This window comes from Pseudanabaena sp. PCC 6802 (assembly GCF_000332175.1).
GTDB lineage: Bacteria > Cyanobacteriota > Cyanobacteriia > Pseudanabaenales > Pseudanabaenaceae > PCC-6802.
In genome coordinates, this window is sequence record NZ_KB235914.1 from 3095820 (window position 1) to 3121397 (window position 25578).

Genomic DNA, 25578 nt, shown 5'->3' on the forward strand with positions numbered 1-25578 from the left:
TACCGCGTACGGGTTAAGCATTTGCGCGGAACGCCTGCATTTGATGCCAAAATTATCGGGCAAATGCTTAACCCCTGACAATTTGCCTCACTACTGTCAACGCCGAGTAGCTCGTCCCCGCTGTCCCCTCGCCAGGATGCGTGCTGTCCCCCACTAACCACACATGCTTGACGGGCGTACGGTTGGCAAAACCAAACGGGCCAAATGTCGATACGCGCATACCAATCCCCCCCACAAAGCCCTGCTCCCGTGCCGTATAGCGGGCAAACGTACGCGGTGTTGCTGCCTCAGCATGCACGATATTCCCTTCCAGGTGGAAGAATTGCCCGAGTTGAGCGATCGCCCGTTCCATATACCTTTGCTTCATGGCCTGATAGTCATCGTTTGCCCACCACTCGGCAGCATCGGTAAATTCCGACGCAATAATCGTTGCTTTACCTACAGGTGCCCGCCCGTCGCCGTCCTGGCTGACGGAAACGAACAGAGATCGGTTGGAGTCGTAGCTATCTAGAAATTGTAGGTGCGGCGGACATCCTGACGGAATGGCAGCGCGATCGACACCCAAATATGCTACAAAGGCAACCGATGCGGGCTTTAGTTTCCGAACGCGATCGCGATAACCACGCGGCGCTTTATCGCCCAGTAATTGCACCAGATTCTGCACCGTGACGTTGGCGACTACTTCATCTGCGCTTTCCCACCAGGTTTCTCCCGTGCGTCGATTGCGTACTTTAACGCGCATTGCATTATTGCGATCTTGGCGGTCTGGGATATCGATCGCTTCTACCAGATGCTGCATGTATAACTTACCGCCATCGCGTTTCAGGGCTTGCACGAGGCGATCGTTCAATACTTGCATGCTACCCTTGAGATGAAATAGCCCCAAGGGTGACTGCGATAGAGCTAATGATGTTGCGGCATATAGAAGGGCAGTTTCCTCAGCATTTACCTGCGAGTAGAGTTTGAGTTGCAGATCGAGAAACGTGCGGAGGCGACGATCGCGCTCTAACCCAAAACCGCGCAGAGCGTCGCCCACGGTCGAGAAAGTATAGGGAACGGTCGTTAAGGTATCGAGTCGCACGGCTTTTACTAATTGCCACAGATCCCACAGGCTGCGCGGCGGCAGAATGGGATCGCGAGACTGAAATGCCCAGCTCGGTTCAAATAATTCCGCCAGAAACTGCCAAAATGGTTCGCTACCAGGAAACTGCCTTTGTCTTTCCGCTTGCCATTTGGTGCGATCGCGCCAAATGTTAATTGGTTCCGTTTCCCCTGGCAAATAGACGGCACAAGCAGGATCGCAGTAGGTAGCAGCAGGCAATTCTACGCCTAATTCCGTAAAGATGCGGTGATGAATGCCTCCCGGTTCCAAACCTGCCACCTGGGTTGCCCCCACATCAAAGGTAAAACCTTTACGCTTGAATGTAGAGGCACAGCCACCAGGGACATCAGCCAGATCGAACATAACCACCTCATAGCCGCGATGCGCCAATAGCGCCCCCGCCGTCAGCCCACCGATACCTGCTCCCACTACAATTACGCGCCGCCGTTTCGCCATAAACTTTCAATCGTTGCCCGATCGTGTCTCAGGCAACGATCTTACTCGAAATATTAAGAAATGTAATGCGATCGGGCGAAAAAGGGAATTGCGATTAAATCAAATCCCTACAGGGAAAAAGGTAGCGGCAGCGCCCCCGTGCCTGCCCTAGATTTGGGGCAACCGTGAGGGAATTGCCCCTACAGAGATCTTGCTTATGAGAAATCTCCTTTTTTAGGAGAATTGGGTTGGGTTCAGCTAAAACACCTGGATAGATGCTGCTGTGATTAACGGATTGCCAGTCAGCGTTGCGATTTGCACAGGTGAAGATACAGCAGCATTGCCATCAGCATCAAAATTCAGAACACCTCCAGTAGTGTCGTAAATAAATCTGATATCAGCGTTCGCTGCGGTTACAAGACCCGCACCAGAGGCAAAAGCAGTTCCTGGTAATGCTCCAGCAACAAGCCCTCCACTGAATCCTGTAGCAGAAACAAAGATGAGATCTTCTCCTAAAGCAAAGTCTGCGATCGTGTCACCACCATCACCAGGAGCGTTATAGAAGAACCTATCCACACCAGCACCACCAGTAAGAGAGTCGGCACCTACATTGCCAGTAATGGTATCAGCGCCATTACCACCAGTCAGGGCATCATTACCATCGCCGCCTTGAAGGATATCATTATCATCATTGCCAAGCAGCGTATCAGCGCCTTCCAAACCTCGGATAGTATCGTTGCCAGCTAGACCGTCGATATTATCTGCGTTAGTCGTACCAGTCAACAAATCGGCACCTGCCGTAGGTACGGTTGATGGCCCGCCACCGCCGCCACCGCCGCCGCCGCCAGCATCTATAATTGTTACTGTCGCGTTGCTAGGAGAACCGACATTGTAAGCAACGCTGGGACTAATATCTATGACAGCGGTCTCATTTGGTTCGGCAATCCCCTCATCAAATGCTGAGATCTTAACGGTGGCGGATGATTGTCCCTCGGGGATTGTGACGGCATTGGGAATATTTAAGTAGTCCGTACCATTTAATGCCGTCCCCGAAACGACATAATTTACCGTCAGATTCCCACTTGTATTCGTGCGGGTGAAGGTAAATACGCCATCTTCAAATACCCCTTCGGTTGCGCTTGCGTCAGTTGCCGCCACATTGACCGTGGGCAACGCAGGATTGAAACTTGGAGGTAGAAATGTAGTAAAGTTACCTGAGCCGATATCACCACGGTTGACACCTTGTAGAATGGCAAGGATCTCACCTGTAAAATTATTTTCAATAATTGTGTTGCCGATATTATCAGCTACGCCTGCAACAATATTTAAATCCCTAAAGTTCAGACCGTCTGCTAAGCCAATTAAGTCCTCGCCATTTCTAAAATCTGAGATAATGTCTGCTTCCTGAAAAGAACTGCCACCCGTGCCAGGCCCAATTACGAAAAGATCGCTACCCTCGCCACCTTGGAGAAAATCTGCGCCGCGATTACCAAGAAGAGTATCATCGCCGCGATCGCCAAATAAAACATCACTACCCTTGCCACCAAAGAGAAGGTCATTGCTAAAGCCACCGTAGAGCGTATCGTTGCCAATATTACCGTATAGAACATCGATCCCAGGATTGCCCTGTATGACATCATCACCCGCCTGACCAAAGGCAAAATCGTCACCTTCAAACCCACGCACTAGATCGTCCACATCTGTCCCGAATAGCAAATCGCTAAATGGGGTGCCAAGAATAACTGCCATAATTTTCCACACTCCTCAGATATGACAGAGATTTGTCTCATAAACTACTTAAGATGTCAAGGTAATATCAAGCAATCTTTTATGCTGTCTTCTTCAGGTGTTGATTCAGTTATCGAACAGGCGATCGCCGCACTTTCCCCGACATTTGCCGCAGTCGATCTACAGGTCAAACAAAATCTCAGCCGAGTATTACAAGCATTTCGCGAACATCGTGTAGGGGCGCATCACTTCGCCAGTGTTTCCGGCTACGGGCACGACGATCTGGGCAGAGAAGTATTGGATAAAGTATTTGCCCAAATCGTAGGCGCGGAAGCTGCTGCTGTGCGCGTGCAGTTCGTTTCCGGCACCCATGCGATCGCCTGCTGTCTGTTTGGCATACTGCGACCAGGTGATGAATTACTCTCGGTCGTTGGCGCGCCCTACGATACCTTGGAGCAGGTAATTGGTTATCGCGGCTCCGGTCAGGGGTCGTTACGCGATTTTGGCATCGGCTATCGGCAGGTCGATCTAACCACTAATGGCGAAGTAGATTGGCAGGCCTTGGCAACAGCGGTACGCCCCAATACGCGCATGGTCTTAATTCAGCGCTCCTGCGGCTATGATTGGCGAGCTAGTCTGGCGATCGCCGACATCGCCAGGATCGTGGAACTGGTGAAATCGCAGAATCCCAATACGGTTTGTTTTGTTGATAATTGCTACGGCGAATTCGTTGAGGGCTGCGAGCCGACGGCTGTGGGAGCCGATCTGATCGCAGGTTCGCTGATTAAAAACCCAGGTGGCACGATCGCCACGGCGGGGGGGTATGTGGCAGGCAAAACCGAATATGTGGAAGCGGCAGCTTGTCGGCTCACGGCACCGGGAATTGGCACCACGGGCGGCGCGACTTTGGAACAAAATCGCCTCATGTTTCAGGGACTCTTTCTCTCACCCCAGATGGTAGGTGAAGCCATGAAGGGCAATCATTTAGCGGCAGTGGTATTTGATAAGTTGGGATATCAAGTCAATCCTCTTCCATTTGCGCCCCGTCGCGATGTCATTCAGGCGATTAGATTGGGATCGCCGGAGAAATTGATTCGATTCTGTCGCACGATCCAGAAATGTTCTCCCATCGATTCCTATGTCGATCCAGTGCCGGGGAATATGCCGGGATACGAGAGCGAATTAGTGATGGCTGGAGGCACGTTTATTGATGGCAGTACTTCAGAACTTTCCGCTGATGGGCCATTACGTCCGCCTTATATTGCGTTTCTGCAAGGCGGCACTCACTGGACGCACGTAGCGATCGCGCTCGAGCAGTTCGCAAGTCAGTCCGAAACCGCACTGTAATTTGACTCTGGATGGAACCATCCACCGTCTGGCTTGCATCAGCACGGTTCTGCTGTAAGTTTCAAGTCAGGACAAACAGAGGAAGCGATCTGCCGATCGCCTTGCAGGATTTGCGTCCGCTACAGCGGTTTTCAGATGAAAACCGCTGTAGCTGGTTCTGGCGGCGTGCGATCGCCCCCCAAAGTCGTAGTAGGAGCGATCGGAGCAACCGGACTCAAAGGCAGACTGGCATACGGATCTTTCGCATACGCAGAACTACCCTCAACTTCCCCGAATCCGGCACTGCGATTATCCGTTGTTGTGGGGCGATCGCTTGCCAAAGGAGGAGTACTAGCATTAGTGCTTCCTAATTCCTTAGGTATGGTTACTGATGTCTACAACCATCCCAAAGGAACTGCTGCTGGAACCTCCACCGGAAATCTTTGGCGTAATTATATCGGACGATCCGGTTAGATGGAAATCAACCGCACCAACATTATCGAATAGGCGCAGAGAACTACCGGCTGGCAGCGATAAGCTTGACATAATTCTATATTGATGCATAGTGTAAATAGTACACCGATAGTATAGTGTCGATATAAAACTAACCCAATACTTTCTTTCGCATTTTCTCCAATTCCTTTCAAGAACTGAACTTGAAAGGCAGTCCTATCCAGTTCTTCCCGCCCATGAGTTACACCTACGAATTTCCCAGACCTGCCCTTACAGTTGATTGCGTTGTATTTGGCTTGGACGATCGCGATCTAAAAGTGCTGTTTATCCGACGGGGCATTCCTCCCTTTGCCGATCGATGGGCACTGCCGGGCGGATTTGTGAGGATGGATGAATCCTTGGAGGAGGCTGCCCGCAGAGAACTGCTTGAAGAGACGGGAGTCGAGCAAGTCTTTTTAGAACAGCTTTATACGTTTGGTGATGTGAAGAGAGATCCACGCGATCGCGTAGTCACGGTTGCCTATTACGCCCTGATTAACCTCAGCGAACATAACATTCACGCTGCCACGGATGCAAAAGATGCAGCATGGTTCCCAGTGGCAGATCCACCCAAATTAGCATTCGACCACGATCGAATTCTCGCTACTGCCCTAGCCAGGCTGAAAGGAAAGGTACGCTACGAACCGATTGGATTTGAACTGCTCCCACAAAAATTTACCCTCTCCCAATTACAAAAGCTTTACGAAACTATCCTGGAACAGCCATTAGACAAGCGCAATTTTCGCAAAAAAATCTTAGGCATGCAGCTTTTGGTAGAACTGGACGAACTGCAATCTGACGTGCCCCATCGCGCTGCGCGACTCTATCAGTTCGACGAACATAAATATGCCCAGCTCAAGCAAAAGGGCTTTAACTTTGAGCTTTAGTTGAAGTCCGCGCAGGCGGACTTTGCTCGTGTAGTCGCGATTTCTAGCCGCCAGGCAATATGAGGGATAATTAACGCGGATTTGGTATCGTCCCTCTCAAAGCGAAGTTGCCGAGGGCCATACAAAACTCGTTCCCATTTCCTGGTTATATTCCCGCTGGGCTTTGATGAAAAGCTCTTTCGATCTGCGGGTTACCTGGTTGAACTCTAATTGCTCGCCATTTGGTCCTTTGCAGTAAAACAACGACCAGCCATGAAAGTCACCAAAGTCTGAGTCCGAGTATCCTTCCACAAAGTAGTCGGGATTGGGATCGTTCCAAAATTTGTTGGCGGTGTACTTAAGGGCAACTTGTCTTCTTTCTGCTTCCGATCTGACAGTGAGAATTCGATTGCAGGCGACGTTAATTCCTCGTTTTAGACATTCTTCCTCCAGCGTAATGGCAAACTTATTTAGATCCACATCATCCTTGACATGAAAAGAGATGTGACTGGCATTGGCATAGCCAACACCGCTAGGGAGCTTTTTGATTGCGTTTGGGGCATTAGGATTCAACTTGGCATCGCGGAAATGGATGAGTTCGACAACGGTATTGCCAAAGGATACAAATCTGACATCTAATGCTTCTTTCGAGCCATCCCTAACATCTGGGATCCCAAGCTCTCTCGCATCAATACCTCGTTCTATTGCTTCTAAATCCTCTTTCTGAAACATCGTGTTGTGGACTACCTCGCCTACAAATCCATCACCGCTCATCGCGATCTTGCCGCCTAAAATATCGATGTAAAACTCGATGGATTTTGCCATATCGTCAACGGTTACACCAAAATGCTGTACTCCTTGTAGATAATTCCCTAGTACTGACATGCTTTTTAGTCCTCTTGCGAAACTCTGATGTGATGTTAATCGATCGCATTGCTCTTTGCAGTTTACCACGCTACCAATGACCGCATAGCCCGATCGTCCCCCATACCCATTAACGCGAAAAGTTAAGATAATAACCGATTGCCATAGCAACCTGATTCAAGACAAAGGAGCAAGCATGACCTTAGTTTATCGACTTGGCTTGAGCGACACGATCCTCAAGGCTTTGCCTAGCGAGCAAAAGTTTGATGTCTTGCAGAGATTTTGCACCATTCATCAAATTCCCGAACTGTCAGAAGTAATTGACGGTCAGGTATACATGTTTTTTTGCAAAGACTCAGTCATTACATGGATTCCATACGATGACTACTTTGGTGAGGATCTGAGTAGCTCTATTCTAGAAGAATATCCAAACTGGTGGCAGAGTATGCCATATCGTTTTTTCCCCGATATATCTGCCGATATATTCATTCCGCTGTGGGATGAGAATTACAAACCTAAATATGTGACCCCTATCAACTTACCCAGTACACCACTAGAAGGCCATCATGCTTGCAGCCTGGATTATCTTGCAGCAGAAGGACGAGAAAAATTTGAGATGGTAGATGAACTTTATGATTTGTACGATTGTCACAAGGAGGATTATCTCGAAATTTATGCGACGCTGGTACGTACGTGCAGGATGGCAGAAGACTACCGGATGTGCCTATATGCAGAATAAGGTTTTGCTATAATGCTACTGCTTACAATACAGTTAAGTTGCTTTTTCCTATGAAATGGCGAGTTGTTCTCGAACCTGACCCAGAAACTAATGACTGGGCTGTCTGGTGCCCGGAGTTGCCAGGATGTATCTCTGCTGGTACTACAGAGGAAGAAGCACTCAGTAATATACGCGAAGCAATTGAACTTTATTTACAGCCAGATAACCTAGAACTTCTCCCAGGTGAAATCATCCGTGAGGTAGTAGTTGGATGACCCGCTTGCGTAGAATGAATGCTGAAGTGGTTGAGCGCTTGTTGCGTAAGTATGGTTTTGAACTGATTTCACAAAAAGGTAGCCATCGCAAGTGGCGGAGTGCAGATCGAGAGAAGCAAGTCATTGTTCCGTATCATCAAGGCAGAGACTTACCAATTGGCACTTTAAGGAACATTATGACTACAGCTATGATTCCAGAAAAAGAATGGAAATCTGATTAGTTAAGCTTCGGTTTAGACGAATCTTTTAACAATCGCGATTAAGCTTGCGATCGCCGACTCCGATATAATACAAAGCAGCAAAGGTTAAGAATAATCCCTAATACGCTAATGGATACTACGCCCAACAGCCCCACTTTAGATACGCAAGCATTCCGAAGATCGCTGCATCAGTCGCCCAACTATCACCGCCACGGCTTTGGGCATGAGGAAGAAGCTGAAGGTACGATGAAAACCGAGTACCACAGCGACTTAATTCAAAACATTCGCGCCCAGAACTACATCTATACCCAGGGCGATGTCACGATTTACCTGGCACAGTCGTTTGGCTTTTGTTGGGGTGTAGAACGGGCGATCGCGATCGCCTATGAAGCCCGCACCCAATTCCCCACCGAAAGAATCTGGATTACCAACGAGATCATTCATAACCCCCTGGTGAACGAGCGCTTGAGACAAATGAACGTGCAGTTCATAAACGTCGATGCTGCCGGTCACAAGGACTTCTCCGGCGTGGTGCAGGGCGATGTGGTGATTTTGCCTGCGTTTGGTGCCAGCTTGCAGGAAACCCAATTACTGAACGATCTCGGCTGCACGATCGTAGACACTACTTGCCCGTGGGTATCGAAGGTATGGAATCGGGTGGAAAAGCACAAAAAAGCTGATTTCACCTCGATCGTGCACGGTAAATACAACCACGAAGAAACGATCGCGACCAGTTCCTATGCCGATCGCTATTTAGTCGTACTCAACCTCAAAGAAGCCGAATACGTCGCCAATTACATGCTGCACGGTGGCGATCGCGCCGAATTTTTGGCTAAGTTCAGCCGTGCCATGTCCCAAGGATTCGATCCCGATCGCGATCTGGAGCGAATTGGGGTAGCCAATCAAACGACAATGCTAAAAGGCGAAACCGAAGCGATCGGCAAGCTATTCGAGCGCACGATCATGCAGAAATACGGCATCGAACATCTCAACGAGCATTTCCTGGCTTTTAACACGATCTGCGATGCCACCCAAGAGCGCCAGGATGCCATGCTGAAAATTGTGGAGCAGCCGCTCGACCTGATGATAGTGATTGGCGGCTACAATTCATCGAATACTACGCATTTACAGGAAATTGCGATCGAGCGTGGCTTGCCTTCCTACCACATCGACAGTGCGGAGCGAATTATTTCCGCCGAAGCGATCGAGCATAAACCCCTAGGTAAAGCGATCGAGCAATCCACCAACTGGTTACCCGCAGGTAAAATCAAGGTTGGCATCACTTCCGGTGCCTCGACCCCAGATCGCATAGTCGAAGATACGATTAACAAGATCTTCGCACTCAAAAACTAGTACGCCAACACAAAAGTTTTGGAGGGGGTGGAGGGAGTGAAACCCCCTTCTGGGGGCTTTGCCCCCATTCCCCCATGTTGCAAAATTTATGATTTGCAACACTAGTACGCCAACACAAAAGTTTTGGAGGGGGTGGAGGAAGTGAACCACCCTTCTGGGTAACGCCCCCAGACTCCCTACTCTACCTGGCGGTCTCAGAAGCAGCCTATGATGAAGGCTAGGCAACAAACGCTAACGCTGCATTCAGCGTTATACTGGGGCGCATTGCCTTGCTAGTTGCCTCAGGGTCGGGATGATAGTATCCGCCGATAGCGACTGGACTCCCTTGGGCTGCGTTGAGTTCGTTCAGAATAGTCTCCTCATTTTCACTGAGATGCTGGGCAAGTTTGGCAAACTTGGCTTTTAATTCCGCATTTCTATCTTGCTCGGCTAAGGCCTGTGCCCAATACATGGCTAAATAGAAATGGCTGCCGCGATTGTCTATCTCGTGAACTTTAGATGAGGGAGATTTTGCGTTTTCCAAATATTGGCTATTGGCCTTGTCTAGAGCTTCGCTCAAAATCAAAGCGTTCTCATTGTTTGTCTTATGTCCCAAATCTTCCAATGCCACGGCGAGGGCTAAAAACTCACCCAAGGAATCCCACCGGAGATGGCCTTCGCTGAGAAATTGCTGGACGTGCTTGGGAGCAGAACCGCCCGCCCCCGTCTCAAATAAACCACCTCCAGCCAGCAATGGTACGATCGAAAGCATTTTGGCACTGGTGCCGAGTTCGAGAATGGGAAAGAGGTCAGTTAAATAATCCCGCAAAACGTTGCCCGTGACCGAAATTACATCTTTGCCTGCCTTAATGCGATCGCAGGTGAAGCGCATGGCCTCCACAGGTGGCATAATCTCGATTTCGAGACCTGTAGTGTCGAAATTGGCGAGATAGCGTTCGACCTTGGTGATGATGTTGGCATCGTGAGCGCGGTTCGCATCGAGCCAGAAGATGGCAGGCGATCCCGTTGCTCTGGCGCGACTGACAGCCAACTTCACCCAATCCTGGATGGGTAAATCCTTAGTTTGACACATGCGCCAAATATCGCCTTTTTCGACATCGTGTGCCATCAAGATTCTTCCTGTGGTATCGATAACGCGAACCGTTCCCTTCGCGGTAATTTCAAAGGTTTTATCATGAGATCCATACTCTTCAGCCTTTTGCGCCATCAATCCGACATTGGCAACATTTCCCATCGTCGTGACATCGAACGCACCGCGCTCTTGGCAGAACTCAATAATGGCCTGGTACATCCTGGCGTAGCAGCGATCGGGAATCATCGCTTTTGTGTCGTGCAGCTTGCCGTCTGGCCCCCACATTTTCCCAGAACTGCGGATGGCAGCAGCCATAGAAGCATCGATAATAATATCGCTGGGAACGTGGAGGTTGGTAATGCCTTTATCAGAGTTAACCATTGCCAGCTTGGGACGGGTCTCGTAAGTGGCTTGCAAATCCGCTTCGATCGCTGCTCGTTGCTCATCAGGCAAAGCTTGGATTTTGGTATAAACATCGCCAATGCCATTGTTGGGATTTACACCCAGTTTGGTAAAGGTGTCGGTGTATTTGGCAAACACATCCTTGTAGTAGATGGTGACGGCGTGCCCGAACAGAATCGGATCGGAGATCTTCATCATCGTTGCTTTGACGTGTAGAGACAGGAGAATATCTTCTGTTTTAGCGGCATCGATCTCTTTTTCGTAGAAGGCGCGCAACGCTTGGATGCTCATGACGGCAGCATCGATAACTTCCCCGGTCAATACAGGCGTTTTTTCCTTGAGTACTGTTATCGAACCATCTTCTGCAACCAACTCGATTTTGACATTGCCTTCCTGCTCTATGACAACCGATTGTTCGCTGCCATAAAAATCTCTATCTTCCATGTGGACGACATGCGATCGCGAATCTGCCGTCCAGGCACCAACAGGGTGCGGGTGTTTTTGGGCGTACTGCTTCACCGCCGCCGCAACTCGGCGATCGGAGTTCCCTTCGCGCAAAACCGGATTGACCGCACTCCCCAATACTTTGGCATAGCGGGCTTTAATCGCTGCCTCGGCTTCATGTTTGGGGTCGGCGGGGTAGTCGGGAATGTCATATCCCTGCGCTTGCAATTCCTGGATCGCAGCTATTAGTTGGGGAACAGAAGCACTGATGTTTGGGAGCTTAATGATATTGGCTTCGGGAGTTTGCGCGAGTTCGCCCAATTGAGCGAGGGCATCGGGTTGCCGTTGGGTTTCCGTCAAACTTTCGGGGAAATTAGCGATAATACGCCCCGCTAGTGAAATGTCGCTCGTCTCGACAGCGACCAGGGCTGCATCTGCAAATGCCTTAACAATTGGCAGGAAAGAATATGTTGCCAAAGCAGGCGCTTCATCTGTAAACGTGTAAATAATTTTGGAGGTTCGATGTGTCATTTATTTTCCTATGTGGTTTCGCACTTTCACGACTTTGGCAAGCAATCCGCGAACAATATTAGAACGCAATAAAAAGGCGTTTTTGTTTTGTCTTTTACTGTTCGTGCCAACCATCATAAAATCTCGGCGGATCGTCCTTAGACTGCCACTTTTTGAGAGAGCAAACTTTGAAATAATCCTCTCCCTTCAGTACTCCCTAGCAGTCCATCGGCGGCGCGTTCGGGGTGGGGCATCATACCCAGGACGTTGCCTTCACGGTTGCAGATGCCAGCAATATTGTGCATGGAACCATTGGGATTAGCGGCTTCCGTCGCATTACCGTTGCGATCGCAATATCGCCAAACGATCTGGTTATTATCTTCTAAGCTCTTTAAAGTATCGGGATCGGCGTAATAACAACCCTCACCGTGGGCGATCGGTAAAGTGACAATTTGCTCCTTGATATAAGCATTCGTCCAGGCTAAGTCGTCGCGTTCTACGCGCAACGGCACGCGATCGCAAATGAAATGCAGATCGCGATTGCGTACTAACGCACCTGGCAACAACCCCGATTCAGTCAAAATCTGGAAACCATTACATATCCCCAACACGTACTTGCCTCGATCGGCATGTGCTTTGATGGAATTCATCACGGGTGCAAAGCGGGCGATCGCGCCGCAACGCAGGTAATCCCCATAACTAAATCCACCTGGAATTACTACTACATCAATATCGCTAATATCCGTTTCCTCATGCCAGATCGCGCGCGTGGGCAGATGGAAAATGCCGCTAGTTACTGTGACGACATCGCGATCGCAATTAGAACCAGGAAAAACTACAACACCAAATTTCATAATTTGCTAGGAAGACATCAATGTATCTCAACTCATTAATAACTAACAATTCCAGGCTTAAATTTTTAAGCCTGGTTGGTTAGCTCAAATCGATAGTTTTCGATTACGGGATTTGTCAACAACTCATCACAAGCTCGGTGCAGTTGCTCGTTGGCAGTTGACTCATCTGTAGCATCAAGGGCTATTTCAATATATTTTCCGATCCGAACCGATTCCACATCATAATTCATTTGTTGGAGGGCGTGTTGCACGGCGGTACCGGCTGGGTCGAGTACAGAGGGACGTAAGGTAACGTAAATTCCTGCCTTAAATTTCATGATTTTTACTAACATCCTGCAATGCCAAGCATAAAGGAAAATTGGTTACGGCGATCGGCGACAATATTTCCTCAGGCTTGATACTATATTTGTGGAACTTGCTTGAGACATTTCGAACATAAATTAAGTGCAACTGAATTCGAGTATGGGGGCTTTTTTGCCTAATCTAAAATTACTCCTCTTCAATACATCAATCCTATTTGAGTTGTAAAATTTCCTCGCTGACCGCCGATCGCTAACTTACACGAATCATTTCGGATTGCTATATCCCTAATTACTAACTAAATTACTAACAAGATCTTAAATTTCCAAGCAATGGCAAACTTTAAACACAGTAAGCAAATCAAAGTTGGGGCTGATGCTTGGAACAAGTGGAGGCAAAATAGCGGATCTGAAGAAAAGTTAGATCTCAGCAAAGTCGATCTAAGCTGTCTTAAGCTAGGGGGAGCCAACCTCAGTGGGGTAAATTTAGGGGGGACCAACTGTAGCGATACCGATCTCAAGGGTGCCGATCTGAGTGGAGCTAACCTCAGTAATGCTAATTTCAGTAATGCCGATCTAAGTGGGGCTAACCTCAGCAATGCCAATCTTAGCGGTACCTTGCTCCAAAACGCCAATCTGGATGGGGCCATATTTAGCGGTGCCAATCTAGGACAAGCACAGTTAACAGATGTGGTGTTCAGTCGAGCTAACCTCAGTAAAGTTAATCTCAAAGGCGGCAAACTTAAAGGCAAAAATCTCAGACAAGCAAACCTCAGCGGTGCCGACCTCAGTAGTGCCGACCTCAGTAGTGCCGACCTCAGTGGTTCCAATTTAATTGGTACTAATCTCAGCGGTGCGATCTTGGACAAAGCCAATCTCAACAGTGCTATCCTGAGCCGTGCCAATCTTTCCGGTGCTTCATTGGCAAAAGCAACCCTGAGCATGTCTAATTTGATTATGGCAAATCTCAGTGAAGCCTACCTCTACGATGCCATCCTCAGCAGAACAAATCTTGGCAGTGCCATTTTGAGCGGTGCCAACCTCAGTGGTGCTAATCTCAGGGACGCTTACCTCAATGAGGCTCATTTGAGCATGACAAACCTTAGCAAAGCGGATCTGAGCGATGCCGACCTCCGTCAAGCTTATCTCAATAGAGCGGATCTCAGTAGAGCAGATCTCAGTGGAGCCAATCTCAAGTGCGCCCATTTGAGTAAAGCCGATCTCAGCATGGCTAAATTAGAACGTGCCAATCTCAGCATTACCAATCTGAGTGGAGCGTTTATGAACGATGCAGACTTACAAATGGCAAATCTTGACGGTGCTGACTTGAGCCTGGCAAATTTAACCAATGCTAATCTTAACGGTGCCTCGATGGAACAGGCTAGCCTGAGCGGTACGATCATGCCGGATGGCAAGGTTTACAAAAGTAGGTAATTGGGTGATTTTAATGTGGTTTTAGCATAGTTAGTACTTTAAATAAATGTAAATGCCAAAAATCGCTTATTGGGATTGTTCCGTAGGGATTGCCGGAGATATGTGTTTGGGGGCGCTTGTCAGTGCAGGTGTGCCTTTAGATTATTTCAGCCAAATTTTGCAGCAGTTGGGTTTAGATCGCGAAGTCACGCTTCATGCAGAATTAGTACATCGCTGCGGTCAAGCGGCAACGAAGGTTCATGTTAATTCGATCGGGTTACAGGAGGATGCTTCTAGCGATCGCCCAGAAGCTCGTAAAGAAGCACATCAATATACCGAACATCATCACCATCGTCACCTCAGCGAGATCGAGCAAATTATCCGTACTGCTAATTTGCCACCACAGGTGGAGCGATGGAGTTTGAACGCATTTCGTCAATTAGCGATCGCTGAGGGCAAAGTCCACGGCATTCCGCCCGAACAGGTGCATTTTCACGAAGTGGGTGCGCTTGATGCCATTACAGACATTGTTTGTACTTGCGCCGGGCTAGACTGGCTAGGCGTGGAAAAGGTATTCTGCTCGGCTTTGCCAACTGGGGGAGGTTTCGTCAACTGCGAGCATGGTAGGTTACCCGTACCCGCACCCGCAACTTTGCAATTATGGCAAATGTACCAGGTCCCGATATTCAGCAATGGTATTGAGGAGGAATTAGTAACGCCTACTGGTGCTGCCCTAGCTGTTAGCTTGAGCGATCGATTTGGCGCACCACCAGATATGAAATTGCAAACGGTGGGTTTAGGGGCGGGCGATCGCGAACTCCCCATCCCCAATATCGTGCGTTTGTGGATCGGTAAACCAATCAAGGGCAAAGTTAGCAAACAAGCATCTAAAAAAAAATACTAAACGCGCCTGATATTAACTCTAATTACGCGAGTAATCTGAGCGCGCAGGTAACTAACTCGCTGCTTGCGGAGACTAATGAGACGAGCGCGATCGCCAAAGTAGAGATGGTGGCGGTTTTGGAAACTCAAGTTGACGATCTAAGCCCTCAAGCGATCGCTTATACGATGGAGGAGTTACTAGGCGCTGGGGCATTAGATGTATTTGTGCAACCAGTGGGCATGAAAAAATTGCGATCCGGCACCCTAATTACGGTTATTTGTCAGCGCGATCGCGCGATCGCCTGCCAAGACATCCTGTTTCGCGAAACCAGCACTTTAGGAATTCGGATTCGCTTGCAGGAAAGAGCAATCTTGCCTCGTGCCGTCCGCGAGGTCGAAACCACCTATGGTAAGGCACGAGTCAAGATCGCCCAACGCGGCGATCGCACGTACACAGTGCAACCCGAATACGATGACTGTGCTCGCCTGGCACGCCAGCATCAAGTACCGCTCTGGCAGATACAAGCCTGCGTTAGAGAAGCAGGAGAACGAGCGATCGACAATAATTTTTTTATTGACAGTAATTCTTATTAGTGTTAATTTCTAAATATAGTGTTCTCCTCTCTAGGAAGTCTTAAGAAGCCAGGTCGCAGGTAGATAAATAGTAGTATTTAGTTTGGCTACCTGGCTTTCTTTTTTTATTGTCAATTTTTTAACCATAGAATATACCCAATAGTTGTAGGGGTAGAGCCTTCTACCCTACAGATCTGTCTACGGCTATATTTACAAGAAATCTCCTTAATAAAAACTACTCTTATTAAACCTGAAAACGAAGGTAGTTTTTGCTACATCGATCTATAGGTATATAGACTTATTATTTAGACATGTTAAGATGTTTCTAAAGAAATGTAACGCAAGTACAAAAAGGAACACAATTGTGATAAAAGCTTCTTTTCCTTTATCAGTTCCGTTTTACTATGGCGTACGAATTAACGAGTTAAGTCCTAATTGACTAACAAGAGGGGTAGTACTATGAACGAGATGTCGCTTGAGAAGCAGTTTGCTCATACCAAGTTTTGCCACCAAATCCAGGATATAGATCTGGAAGCTGCCAAAAAACTACTTGCTGACCTGCATCTGTTGTACTTGGGGCAACAGGCTTTATTCGCTGAAATGGCTAAAAGGGGGACTATTTGAACTCAGGCGATATCCGGAAAAGAAGTTATAGCTATAGCCGACAGGCTTAGGACGGGTGCAGGGGCGGAATCCCTGAGTGGGCGCAAAGCCCACGCACCCGCTGTCCTACACAGATCTGTTTACGGCTATAACTGTCCTAACTACACACTTTAGGGTGGGCATTGCCCACCCTAAATTCTATCTACAGCCGCGCGCGAGTTCTTCAGTCGGGGATGACTTAACTAGCGATCGCCAGTTCTATAGCATCTATGAGGTGCGGTTCGATCGCATCGGGGTTTTGCAAGCGTAGTTGAGTCTCGTTCCGAATACCGCTGAGAATCCCGATAGTGCTTACGCCATGCTGTTTGCCAGCCTCAATGTCAGCTTCGGTATCGCCAACTATCCACTGACGATCTGCTTTTGGTAGCGTAGCGATCGCCCGCTTCATTAACTTGGGCTTGTCCTTGGTATCGCCCGTCTTGACGTAGTCATTGCTCAAGTAAAAGCGCCGCTCGGAGGGGAAAAATCTAGTCAAATTATATTGATGCAAGACCGGTAGCAGTTCGCGCTCGCGGCGCATTGTCATTACAGCAAGTTCAATGCCAGCGTCTTGTGCTTTTTCTAAAGCCGCGATCGCCCCTTCAATAATTAGATCGTGCTTGAAGTATGAATCGGTATGCACGGTGGAACGTCTTAGCTGGGCAAACTGTTCTGCTTGACCTGGTTCTACCAGGCCAGACTTCAGGGCTATGTCTTTTTCATTGACTTGAGCGCGTTTGAGTGCCCAGAATTCCCGCTTGCTGAGGGGTGTAACGGTTTGACCTGCTAATTTTGTTTGCTTGAGGCAAAATTTATAAACCTGGAAATACCGTTCTGACACGTCCATAATTGGCCCATCAAAATCGGTAAATAAGCGCTTCCTCATAAATTTTTTTTTAAATCTTCTGATTCCACTTTAGCTGATAGTTACAATTACTTACTTCAGATTATTAAATGGCAGGTAGAAGGTTTACTTATGGAACGTATAGATCGCAATTGATTAACCATGGCATCTAATGCTTGTTGGGTAATGTCGCCTTGTACGATCTTGATGCGATCGCCCGCTTTGCTTGTAATCATATTGCTCGAATTCTTCAAGGGGCAGGCACGGAGGTGCAGCCCCTGGCGTGTATCGGTACATTTTGCAAGAATGTTGCCTACTGACTTACTCCCCTTCTCCCAAAAGGGGAGAAGAGGTTGGGGGATGAGGGAAATTGTGCTCTGCGTAACATCAGTAATTTAGAATTAATCTGAGTTAGAGATCGTCCATTGGTGGCATTTCCTCTTCTTCTTCTTCACTGGGAGCAACCTTTGTAGCAGACACCACGACTCCAGAAGCTAGCTTTTCGCGTACCAATTGTTCTATTTCCTGGGCAATTTCAGACTTATCTTCCAGATATTTAATCGTATTGTCTCGACCTTGGGCGACATTTTCCCCTTTGTAGCTGTACCAAGCCCCCTTGCGTACGACGATCGCCATTTCTTCTGCTAGATCTAGCAAGCAGCCCAACGTAGAAATACCCTTACCAAAAATAATGTCAAATTCGGCGATGCGGAAAGGCGGAGCTACTTTATTTTTTGCCACCTTTACCTTAGCGCGAATGCCAAATTCTTCCGTACCTTTTTTGAGCGTCTGAATGCGGCGAATGTCGAGGCGCACGGAAGCATAGAACTTCAAAGCGGTACCGCCAGTAGTGGTTTCGGGGGAACCGTAGGTAACGCCGATTTTTTGGCGTAGTTGGTTGAGGAAAATTACCGTGCAGTTCGAGCGCCCAATGCTCCCAGTAATTTTACGCAGAGCCTGACTCATCAACCTGGCTTGCAAGCCCATATGCGAGTCGCCCATTTCACCCTCAATTTCGGCTTTAGGCACCAGGGCAGCTACGGAGTCGATCGCGACTAGATCCACCGCCATCGATCGCACGAGGTTATCGACTATTTCCAGAGCCATTTCACCAGTATCGGGCTGGGACACCAGTAGGTTTTCAATATCAACGCCAACCCTGGCGGCATAGGTGGGATCGAGGGCGTGTTCGGCATCGACAAAAGCAGCTACTCCACCCTGGCGCTGTACCTCCGCGATCGCGTGCAATACTAATGTGGTTTTACCGGAACTCTCAGGCCCGTAAATCTCGATAACCCTTCCCCTCGGTAACCCACCACCTAGTGCCAGGTCTAGGGTCAGAGCACCGCTGGGAATCGTCTCCACGCGCATCCCTACCGCATCGCCCAGACGCATAATTGCGCCCTTACCGTGATCTTTCTCAATTTTTTGTAGTACCAGGTCGAGAGCTTTTTGCTTCTCAGGGCTAACTTTCGACTGGGGTGCTGGTGCTGCCTTAGATTTTGGTGCCATTGCGTTTAAGTACAATAAAAGTACAATAATCATATTTATATTTGATTATGACATTGTAGTCAATCACTAAAATTTAATTACTATCGAATTACTGACATGCTTGACCGTACAGATGAGCTACGCGGCCTTATGCAAGCCGCAGGTGTTCCTAGCTTTAGGGAACTGCGCGATCGCGCCCGTATATCTCGCCGCGCCGTTGATACAATTCGGCAAGGTCGCGCCGAGAGCCTCAAATATCAGGATCTGATGCGGCTGAGCCAGTTACTCAAAACCGATCTGTCCGCATTTATGAACATTTTCAGTAATTTGCTATCTGAGTCAATTACTGATGATGTAAATTATCGAGGGGCAGGTGACGTAATATCTACTCTCGATCTTAATAACGATATCTCTGGAGATATGGCAATCGAACGCGAGATCGAATCCAAGCACTTGCAGGAAAAACTCATTCAGCAAAGACAAGAGCTACGTGCTGAGTTTGAGCAGGCAACCTTAGAAAAATTGGAATCGATGTTATTGCAATTGCCAACCGCTGCCTATGCTGCGCAAAACAATTCCGCCATGCCTGCCCGCAATCTCATCCCTTTGTTGCGTCCTCTCGATGAGTTGCTCAAAGCATGGGGCATCGAACGCATTGCTCAGGTGGGAGAACGAGTTAGCTATGACCCCCACTGGCACGAACTAATGGATGGCGAAGCTGAGGTTGGCTCGCCTGCGATCGTGCGCTATGTAGGCTATACAAAGCAGGGAAAGTTACTCTATCGAGCTAGGGTAAGTTCAGACACTAACAAAGCGCTCTGACACCAGATGCAGAAATATAGCTGTGGACAGACTAACCAATACCAGTATCGCCAGATTCTCTACCAGTTTTTTTTAGCTGTCCAACTACTCCTCTGCCAATGCCGCACTTTGCAGTCGTGCTACTTTGGGTGAAGCTTGCAGGCGATCGTGCACCAACTTGTGTACGGTCTTGTATGCGGCTGATACGCCTAGACTTTCCTCTAACCACTCGCAAATCGCGCCATAGCTATCAAACCCTTCCCCTGTTTGCAAGCGCTGCTGCAAACTCGATACTGCCCATTCCGGAATTTTGCGCGGTCGTCCGCCACCTTTTTTCTGGTGCAGTAGGCTCTCAATGCCGCCTTCGCGGTACAGTCGCAGCCAATCCTGCACCGTGACTCGATTGCGTCCTAACATGGCAGCGGCAGCTTGCACGGTTTCTGCTTGCTTCGTCTTCAATAAGTACAACAGTTGCACTCGCTCTCTAGCTCGTACCGTTTTTTGTTGGCATAACAAGCTTTTGAGTTCTGCCTCACTCTGACTGATTTCTAATTTGTACGCTCCTGCCATACTCTCTGCCTTCAAATCTAGGGGGTATACTATCTGTAGTATACCTTTGAAGAATTGGTATTATTAATTTGGTAATTCACAGAATCATTGGTGCGATCGCATCCTGATTCGTTAGCTAGTAAAACTGCTTACCGTCAATTTGGTAATGACGCGATCGCTTGTCTATTCAGCCCAACTCTGAAACTTATCGGAGCGATCGTTCAATTTTCAAATGAGCAAAAGAACGCCGAGTTTAATTGCGATGAGAATATGACAATTTCCATCATGGTTTCAAGATAAAAATAGCTAGTCTTACTCATCTAATTAGATAGTCACTTAGCGTTTTTAGCAACCTCTTATGTCGCTCTGGTGAAATCGAACCAATTGAACCAAGGATACTTCTTCGTGGCAATACTGCCAAAAAGCCCAACCTAATCAAGGATTCAGACCTTAATCCACTAGAAACAAAATCTGCATCCCCTGGAGAAATAATCTCATCAAAACCTTGAACTAGTTGGTTTAACTGGGTACTGATGCCACAAACGAGGAAATCTTTGTAAGGTGGTATTTCACGCAAAATAACTGCTGGGCGATTTTTGATCTTCCCATCAGCTTGCGCGACTGGCGTGAGGATGACATCACCTTCCTTCATATAAAGGATTGACTTCTTTAATTAAATCTAGAGAATAATCTTCTTCATCTGGTTCATAGGCATCTTCAAGTCTTTTGCTAGACAAATCAAGCCATTCTTCTCGATCGCGATCGTGTTTTGGAAGTACCGTAACAATCAGCTTTGTATTTGGCTCTAATTCAATTTTTTCGTCTAAAAGAATGTGCTCCCCATTAAAATGAGCAGAAACCGATCTAAGATTCATAAATTTATCCTCCTGAGTCAATTTTACATGGTTTTTCTTATTCTCAAAAATACCTAAACTTGATAATCCACGGAATTATTGGTGCGATCGCATCCCGATTCGGTAGTAAGTAAATCCATTCTGAGTAACTACAACTGGTCTTATACCTGACAGTTCTGTGCCAACTACTGGATTGAGGTCACAGAGTACCACGTCCCCCTCTAATGACTTCTACGCCTTAATTTCTCCATGTGCCAGACGTTCTTCATAATCTTCTAGGTTCTTGAGATGATCGCTAAAATTAGATTCGCTTGTTGTCAGAGACTCACTGAACTGCATCCACTGTTGCCAGCACTTATCATCTTGTTTTAGCAACAGAAAGTCAATATAATCGCTCACTTCCTGGGCAGTTGTTCGATTTTGGCTATGGTAGCATCCAGTATAGTCATAGTTAGTGTAGGGCTAAACTAACAATTATTTTAAGTGTAGCAAGAACTTAGCTATAACGATTTATGCCGCGATCAATTAGGAGAGTTGGCCATTACTTGACGGAGGGAATTAACCAAATTAGCCCTGTCTGAAAGGGTTTGTCGTAGAACTAGCGCAAAGCTAAACGACCAAAGCAACTGATTTCTTTATTGAGAATATTCTTTTTGGAAGGAAAAGTATCTGTTTTTTCAATATCATTTAGCAATCTTACTAAGGCTCTACCAACTGCATATGCAAGATTTACAGGGACAGCATTACCTATTTGTTTATACTGAGATGGTATTGAACCTGAAAATGACCAATCATCTGGGAATGTTTGTATCCTTGCATACTCCCTAACAGTTAATGGCCTTGTTTCTTCAGGATGGCATCTTTCTGTTTGTTTTTGGGCAGGAGCACAAGTTAAAGTCAAGCTGGGTTCATCCCAAGCCAATCGTCGAGCCATACCTGTTTTCCCTCCACCCAGGAAGTAGCTCTTCATCATATATTCGCGTTGCAACTCATTGGGCAAGTCACGCCAGTAACCACCCTCAGGAACATAAGACATAATCTCTGCTTTACGTCTAGGATATCTTTGTCCTTCTGATTTTGGCACGTCATTTGGATATAGTTCACCAGCTTTTAGCGCATCTCTCAGTGTCATAATACGTTTGTAAGGAGAAGGCCAAATAAATTCCACATCTTTAGCAAGATCCTTTCGTATACAAACTAAAAAAAGGCGTTCTCTTTTTTGCGGAACTTGATAGAACATAGCTTTGAGAACTCTTGGAGGAACCAGATAATAACCAAGTTCGTCAATAACACCAGATATTGCTTCTAAGGTTCTCCCTTCATCGTGCTTAAGCAAACCTCGAACATTCTCAGCAAGAAAAACTTTGGGAGAAGTTTCTTTGACAGCTCTTGCAAACTCAAAAAATAAAGTGCCTCGAATATCCTCAAACCCGAGCTTTTTACCGGCATATGAAAAAGATTGGCATGGGAATCCTCCAGAAATGATATCGATGACCCCTCCATACTCGGAAAAATCTATTTTTGTAATATCTCCTTCTAAAATATTCCAGGCAGGGCGATTTCTTCGCAAAGTATTACATGCATCTCTATCTATTTCATTAAGTAGTACTGAAGAAAAGCCAGCTTTTTCCATTCCTATTGCAAGCCCACCCGCTCCCGCAAATAGCTCAATCAATTTAAAGGATTTTACTGGTTTTGAGAGAAGTTCTTGATCCCAAGAACTATTGAATAGACATTTAGCTTCTTCAAAGTTGTCCAACTGAGAAAAATGATACAAACGGTAATTGCTCTCAGGATGCCTTATAGGAACTAGCTTACCGCTATCATCCCATCTTCTGAGTGTCTCCTTTGAAATACCTAAGATATCAGCAACTTGGGCAATAGAATAGTACTCAGGAATCATGGCTTGTACAATAAAACATTGATCATGGTTATAAATATAGATGATTCTCCACTATATTGCAAACTCAACTGCGTGGAGTTTTACTTGTCTTCTTGCTCTGAAAGTTGGTTAATGACTTCTTGCTCTGCAAGTTGTTTGATGACTTCATCAAGTTCTCGGCTGTAATCAGCTTCAGTAGCAACTGAACCTATCGCAGAAATTAGTTTCTCGTAAAACTCAGGATCTCCTGTCAGACGGTGCCAAAATTCTTTTCCGACATAGACATGATAGTGGTACTGACTAGTAATTCTTTTATAATGCCCGCTAAGTTCATTTCTCCTTCCATAAATCACGCCAACAATCATATCGTCAAAACTAATCCTAACGTTATTTGTTCGAGCTAGACGGATGGCTGAACTAAAATGATCGGCAATAGTTTCAACATCGTCGCTGTTTATAGTATTTGGTCCGGCTTTTAATTGGCAGAACTTTTTTTGATTATCAATCTGATCGATGAACTCAATATCAATTCCCGAAGTTGTACTGCCAAAAGACTCGAGTACGTCATTTGTGAATTTTTGTATATTTGTGCCAAATGATGTAGTTATGGATGTACCTAAGGCTCTTGGATAAATCAATGCTTTGGCAATGCTCAAGGCTGATGAATTACCCGTCAAAAAGTTTGCTAAATAGACAGCCAAAAAAGGATTGATGTTAAATTCCGAGGATTTTTTTAATTTTTTCGTATTAGCTATGTGATTTATCGCAATAGTGTCTCTAAACCATTGCTTAGCTTTTTCAAGAATCTCCAAATTGCGGTCAGACATACTTTCCTCATTAATTTATTAGGTGGCTTCTAACTAATCGTTGATAGACAGTTGCCAAAGCATCAGCGTCGCCCACATTGCCAGGGAACAATACCACAGGTGGATTCGGAAACTGTGGATGATTTGATGGAGTGGTGACTACTGAGCAACCTACCAGAATTCGACCTAGTAAACACGCCGCCGGCAAAGCCAAACCCATACTCAATACATCGTTGTAATCCCTCCCTTACTAATCAAAAAGCTAATATCCGCTGGTAGTCCGCGCACGACATCCATTAACAAAGCCGAAACCGCTTGACTAAAAGCTAGACGTATCCGTACGTCCTTAAATGCCAGTTTCTGACGGCTGGTGAAGACTACAGCGGTTTGTCCAGAATTATGGGCCGCTTCCATTTTACCTAATGTCGCAAATAGCAAGATGGGAGTAGTGGCAGATGGATCGTCTAATAAACGGGCGACAGCGATCGCCGCAGTCCCTTCTGCTTGCAAGAGCCTCTCTAATTGCTCCGTGGTCTTTTTGACATGAGAACCAACGATTGAGGCGGCTTACAACTAAGTAAAAATGCTCATCAAAAGGGTTTATGTCAGTTTCTTATGCTAGAGCATTAAGTTAATGGATTAAGTTAATCCAAAAAATAGGACACTCTAGGACAATAGGACAGCTAATATCCTAGTGTCTGGATGGTTAAAATCTCTGAAACCTACGCTATATCTAGTGTTCAGTTATGCCAGGAACGAGACTTGAACTCGTGACACGAGGATTTTCAGTCCTCTGCTCTACCAACTGAGCTATCCCGGCTGTTTTTTGCGCTTTATGAATATAACACAGAACAATTGAAATCTATGCTACTTTCTTCGTTTTTTTGTGGCTAAGATTTCTTCGGCTTGGGCAATTTCCACGTCCTGGATGGTCTGACCCGTGGCAGCTAAAAATACATCGTCCAGGCTGGGGCGGGATTGGGTAAGGCTAAATACATTCATGCCTGCTTGGGCAAGCGCGGTTTGAATCTGGCTAACTGCATCTAGATTGGGTGCAATTACCAGGTTAATCGCATTACCTTGAGCTGAGTTAATTAAACCGCTTTTGACAAAATCCAGACTATTGAGGCTAGCTAGTGCCCGTTCGGCTTCTTGGCGCTCGGCAAATTCGCGAATGCGGACTGTGAGGCGATCGCCTCCCACTTGAGACTTTAATTCCGTTGGCGTACCTTCAGCGATAATCTTGCCGCGATCGATAATGGCGACGCGATCGGCGAGGGCATCTATTTCCTCTAAGTAATGACTGGTGAGCAAAATCGTCACGCCGGAGTTGCGTAACTGACGCAGAAAATCCCAGATCGCCAGCCTGGTCTGAATATCTAGCCCCACTGTGGGTTCGTCTAAAACCAAAACTTGGGGTTGGTGTAGCAGTCCGGCAGCGAGGTCGAGGCGCTTCTTTAAGCCACCGGAATAAGTTCCAGATAAGCGATCGGCATATTCGCCCAGTTGTAATAGTTCCAGGACGGAGTCAATTCTTGACTTAATCAGCGCAGGTGATATGTGGTAAAGCGCGGCATGAAATTCTAGCAACTCGCGCCCAGTCAATACTTTGTCAAGGGCAACTTCCTGCGCCACGTAGCCTAAGCGTTGCCTGATAACTCTAGGATCGCTCTCGCTGCATACTTTAACTACACCGGAGTCTGGGGCTGTCAGGGTGCAAATACAGCGTAGGGTGGTGGTTTTACCCGCACCATTTGGGCCTAACAGACCGTAAATTTGTCCCGGCGCAACGGTCAGTGAAATCCCATCGACAGCGATCGCCTTGTCGTAAGATTTGCGCAAATCTTGAATCAATAACGCTGGCTGCATTAGTGGTCTCATCGCTCCATTAGAATTGCTGC

The 25578-nt window shown here is 47.1% G+C and carries 28 protein-coding genes, 1 tRNA gene and 2 pseudogenes; 12 read left to right on the forward strand and 19 right to left on the reverse strand.

Translation table 11 applies throughout. From position 1 onward, the window contains the following. Positions 1-67: 67 nt before the first annotated feature. Complete coding sequence (gene crtD, locus PSE6802_RS0120025) at positions 68-1558, reverse strand: C-3',4' desaturase CrtD (protein ID WP_019501826.1); 1491 nt, start codon at positions 1556-1558, stop codon at positions 68-70. A 237-nt stretch (positions 1559-1795) separates the two neighbouring features. Then, positions 1796-3286 (reverse strand): calcium-binding protein, encoded by a 1491-nt coding sequence (locus PSE6802_RS31360; RefSeq protein WP_019501827.1) that lies wholly within the window; start codon positions 3284-3286, stop codon positions 1796-1798. Between the two features lie 81 nt (positions 3287-3367). On the opposite strand from PSE6802_RS31360, the gene PSE6802_RS0120035 reads away from it, so the two are divergent. The 3 genes from PSE6802_RS0120035 to PSE6802_RS0120050 all read left to right on the forward strand — a co-directional run bounded on the left by PSE6802_RS0120035 (position 3368) and on the right by PSE6802_RS0120050 (position 5970). After that, on the forward strand, positions 3368-4612 hold the full coding sequence (locus PSE6802_RS0120035) for a methionine gamma-lyase family protein (RefSeq protein WP_019501828.1): 1245 nt from the start codon (positions 3368-3370) through the stop codon (positions 4610-4612). Positions 4613-4747: 135 nt separating this feature from the next. Beyond that, positions 4748-5065, forward strand: coding sequence for a hypothetical protein (locus PSE6802_RS33695; RefSeq protein WP_156815603.1), 318 nt, complete (start codon positions 4748-4750; stop codon positions 5063-5065). A 215-nt stretch (positions 5066-5280) separates the two neighbouring features. Continuing rightward, complete coding sequence (locus PSE6802_RS0120050; RefSeq protein WP_019501831.1) at positions 5281-5970, forward strand: NUDIX hydrolase; 690 nt, start codon at positions 5281-5283, stop codon at positions 5968-5970. Positions 5971-6066: 96 nt separating this feature from the next. Here the strand turns inward: PSE6802_RS0120050 and PSE6802_RS0120055 are convergent, their stop codons facing one another. After that, positions 6067-6834 (reverse strand): VOC family protein, encoded by a 768-nt coding sequence (locus tag PSE6802_RS0120055; protein WP_036945681.1) that lies wholly within the window; start codon positions 6832-6834, stop codon positions 6067-6069. 175 nt (positions 6835-7009) lie between these two features. Here PSE6802_RS0120055 and PSE6802_RS0120060 point away from each other — a divergent pair, with 175 nt between their 5' ends. The 4 genes from PSE6802_RS0120060 to PSE6802_RS0120075 all read left to right on the forward strand — a co-directional run bounded on the left by PSE6802_RS0120060 (position 7010) and on the right by PSE6802_RS0120075 (position 9359). Next, positions 7010-7552 carry a hypothetical protein gene (locus PSE6802_RS0120060; RefSeq protein ID WP_019501833.1) on the forward strand — a complete coding sequence of 181 codons (543 nt, stop codon included), beginning with the start codon at positions 7010-7012 and terminating at the stop codon, positions 7550-7552. Positions 7553-7602: 50 nt separating this feature from the next. Then, a complete protein-coding gene (locus tag PSE6802_RS0120065; protein ID WP_019501834.1) occupies positions 7603-7806 on the forward strand; it encodes a type II toxin-antitoxin system HicB family antitoxin in 204 nt (67 codons plus the stop codon). Further along, positions 7803-8027 (forward strand): type II toxin-antitoxin system HicA family toxin, encoded by a 225-nt coding sequence (locus tag PSE6802_RS0120070; RefSeq protein ID WP_019501835.1) that lies wholly within the window; start codon positions 7803-7805, stop codon positions 8025-8027. Before PSE6802_RS0120065 ends, PSE6802_RS0120070 begins: the two co-directional genes overlap by 4 nt. Before the next feature lie 108 nt (positions 8028-8135). Next, positions 8136-9359 carry a 4-hydroxy-3-methylbut-2-enyl diphosphate reductase gene (locus tag PSE6802_RS0120075; RefSeq protein WP_019501836.1) on the forward strand — a complete coding sequence of 408 codons (1224 nt, stop codon included), beginning with the start codon at positions 8136-8138 and terminating at the stop codon, positions 9357-9359. 217 nt (positions 9360-9576) lie between these two features. On the opposite strand, the gene PSE6802_RS0120080 is transcribed toward PSE6802_RS0120075, so the two are convergent. From PSE6802_RS0120080 to purS, 3 genes are all read right to left on the reverse strand, one after another. Beyond that, a complete protein-coding gene (locus PSE6802_RS0120080) occupies positions 9577-11808 on the reverse strand; it encodes an NADP-dependent isocitrate dehydrogenase (protein WP_019501837.1) in 2232 nt (743 codons plus the stop codon). Between the two features lie 137 nt (positions 11809-11945). Continuing rightward, positions 11946-12641 (reverse strand): phosphoribosylformylglycinamidine synthase subunit PurQ, encoded by a 696-nt coding sequence (gene purQ / locus PSE6802_RS0120085; RefSeq protein ID WP_019501838.1) that lies wholly within the window; start codon positions 12639-12641, stop codon positions 11946-11948. 65 nt (positions 12642-12706) lie between these two features. After that, positions 12707-12958 carry a phosphoribosylformylglycinamidine synthase subunit PurS gene (gene purS / locus PSE6802_RS0120090; protein ID WP_036946700.1) on the reverse strand — a complete coding sequence of 84 codons (252 nt, stop codon included), beginning with the start codon at positions 12956-12958 and terminating at the stop codon, positions 12707-12709. 315 nt (positions 12959-13273) lie between these two features. Here purS and PSE6802_RS0120095 point away from each other — a divergent pair, with 315 nt between their 5' ends. The 3 genes and pseudogenes from PSE6802_RS0120095 (at position 13274) to PSE6802_RS33700 (ending at position 16432) form a co-directional block, all read left to right on the forward strand. Further along, positions 13274-14374: a pentapeptide repeat-containing protein gene (locus PSE6802_RS0120095; protein WP_019501840.1), complete on the forward strand. Its 1101-nt coding sequence runs from the start codon at positions 13274-13276 to the stop codon at positions 14372-14374. Positions 14375-14426: 52 nt separating this feature from the next. Continuing rightward, a pseudogene (larC, locus tag PSE6802_RS35935) lies at positions 14427-15829 on the forward strand (nickel pincer cofactor biosynthesis protein LarC). A gap of 438 nt (positions 15830-16267) precedes the next feature. Continuing rightward, positions 16268-16432: a hypothetical protein gene (locus PSE6802_RS33700; RefSeq protein WP_019501843.1), complete on the forward strand. Its 165-nt coding sequence runs from the start codon at positions 16268-16270 to the stop codon at positions 16430-16432. Positions 16433-16649: 217 nt separating this feature from the next. On the opposite strand, the gene PSE6802_RS0120115 is transcribed toward PSE6802_RS33700, so the two are convergent. The 3 genes from PSE6802_RS0120115 to recA form a co-directional block, all read right to left on the reverse strand. Then, positions 16650-17336, reverse strand: a complete 687-nt coding sequence (locus PSE6802_RS0120115; RefSeq protein WP_019501844.1) for an HAD family hydrolase — start codon at positions 17334-17336, stop codon at positions 16650-16652. Positions 17337-17392: 56 nt separating this feature from the next. After that, positions 17393-17530, reverse strand: coding sequence for a hypothetical protein (locus PSE6802_RS33705; protein ID WP_019501845.1), 138 nt, complete (start codon positions 17528-17530; stop codon positions 17393-17395). Positions 17531-17705: 175 nt separating this feature from the next. After that, the gene (recA, locus tag PSE6802_RS0120125) at positions 17706-18806 is read right to left on the reverse strand and encodes a recombinase RecA (protein ID WP_036946703.1); all 1101 of its coding nucleotides are present in this window, start codon (positions 18804-18806) and stop codon (positions 17706-17708) included. A 96-nt stretch (positions 18807-18902) separates the two neighbouring features. Between recA and PSE6802_RS0120130 the strand changes: the two genes are divergently transcribed. Beyond that, a complete protein-coding gene (locus PSE6802_RS0120130; protein ID WP_026103434.1) occupies positions 18903-19607 on the forward strand; it encodes a nucleotide exchange factor GrpE in 705 nt (234 codons plus the stop codon). Positions 19608-19691: 84 nt separating this feature from the next. Here PSE6802_RS0120130 and PSE6802_RS0120135 read toward each other — a convergent pair whose 3' ends face one another. Beyond that, positions 19692-20156, reverse strand: a complete 465-nt coding sequence (locus tag PSE6802_RS0120135) for a helix-turn-helix domain-containing protein (protein WP_019501848.1) — start codon at positions 20154-20156, stop codon at positions 19692-19694. A 90-nt stretch (positions 20157-20246) separates the two neighbouring features. Here PSE6802_RS0120135 and PSE6802_RS34945 point away from each other — a divergent pair, with 90 nt between their 5' ends. Then, positions 20247-20435 (forward strand): hypothetical protein, encoded by a 189-nt coding sequence (locus PSE6802_RS34945; RefSeq protein ID WP_156815604.1) that lies wholly within the window; start codon positions 20247-20249, stop codon positions 20433-20435. 16 nt (positions 20436-20451) lie between these two features. Here PSE6802_RS34945 and PSE6802_RS0120140 read toward each other — a convergent pair whose 3' ends face one another. The 9 genes and pseudogenes from PSE6802_RS0120140 to PSE6802_RS0120175 all read right to left on the reverse strand — a co-directional run bounded on the left by PSE6802_RS0120140 (position 20452) and on the right by PSE6802_RS0120175 (position 25546). After that, positions 20452-20787 (reverse strand): type II toxin-antitoxin system PemK/MazF family toxin, encoded by a 336-nt coding sequence (locus PSE6802_RS0120140; RefSeq protein ID WP_019501849.1) that lies wholly within the window; start codon positions 20785-20787, stop codon positions 20452-20454. Next, a complete protein-coding gene (locus tag PSE6802_RS0120145; RefSeq protein WP_019501850.1) occupies positions 20774-21010 on the reverse strand; it encodes a hypothetical protein in 237 nt (78 codons plus the stop codon). The genes PSE6802_RS0120140 and PSE6802_RS0120145 overlap by 14 nt, the downstream gene beginning before the upstream one ends. Positions 21011-21085: 75 nt before the next feature. After that, on the reverse strand, positions 21086-21202 hold the full coding sequence (locus tag PSE6802_RS35940; RefSeq protein ID WP_083901723.1) for a hypothetical protein: 117 nt from the start codon (positions 21200-21202) through the stop codon (positions 21086-21088). 18 nt (positions 21203-21220) lie between these two features. Beyond that, entirely contained in the window at positions 21221-21388 is a 168-nt protein-coding gene (locus PSE6802_RS29790; RefSeq protein WP_019501851.1) for a hypothetical protein, read from the reverse strand. Positions 21389-21587: 199 nt separating this feature from the next. Further along, a complete protein-coding gene (gene dcm, locus PSE6802_RS29795) occupies positions 21588-22892 on the reverse strand; it encodes a DNA (cytosine-5-)-methyltransferase (protein WP_036945683.1) in 1305 nt (434 codons plus the stop codon). A gap of 80 nt (positions 22893-22972) precedes the next feature. After that, positions 22973-23698 carry a PmeII family type II restriction endonuclease gene (locus tag PSE6802_RS0120160; RefSeq protein WP_019501853.1) on the reverse strand — a complete coding sequence of 242 codons (726 nt, stop codon included), beginning with the start codon at positions 23696-23698 and terminating at the stop codon, positions 22973-22975. A 10-nt stretch (positions 23699-23708) separates the two neighbouring features. Then, positions 23709-24241: pseudogene (locus tag PSE6802_RS32170) on the reverse strand (nucleotide-binding domain containing protein); the annotation flags it as partial. 183 nt (positions 24242-24424) lie between these two features. Next, positions 24425-24497: transfer RNA gene (locus PSE6802_RS0120170), tRNA-Phe, on the reverse strand. 47 nt (positions 24498-24544) lie between these two features. Beyond that, positions 24545-25546 carry an ABC transporter ATP-binding protein gene (locus PSE6802_RS0120175; protein ID WP_019501855.1) on the reverse strand — a complete coding sequence of 334 codons (1002 nt, stop codon included), beginning with the start codon at positions 25544-25546 and terminating at the stop codon, positions 24545-24547. Between the last annotated feature and the right edge of the window lie 32 nt (positions 25547-25578).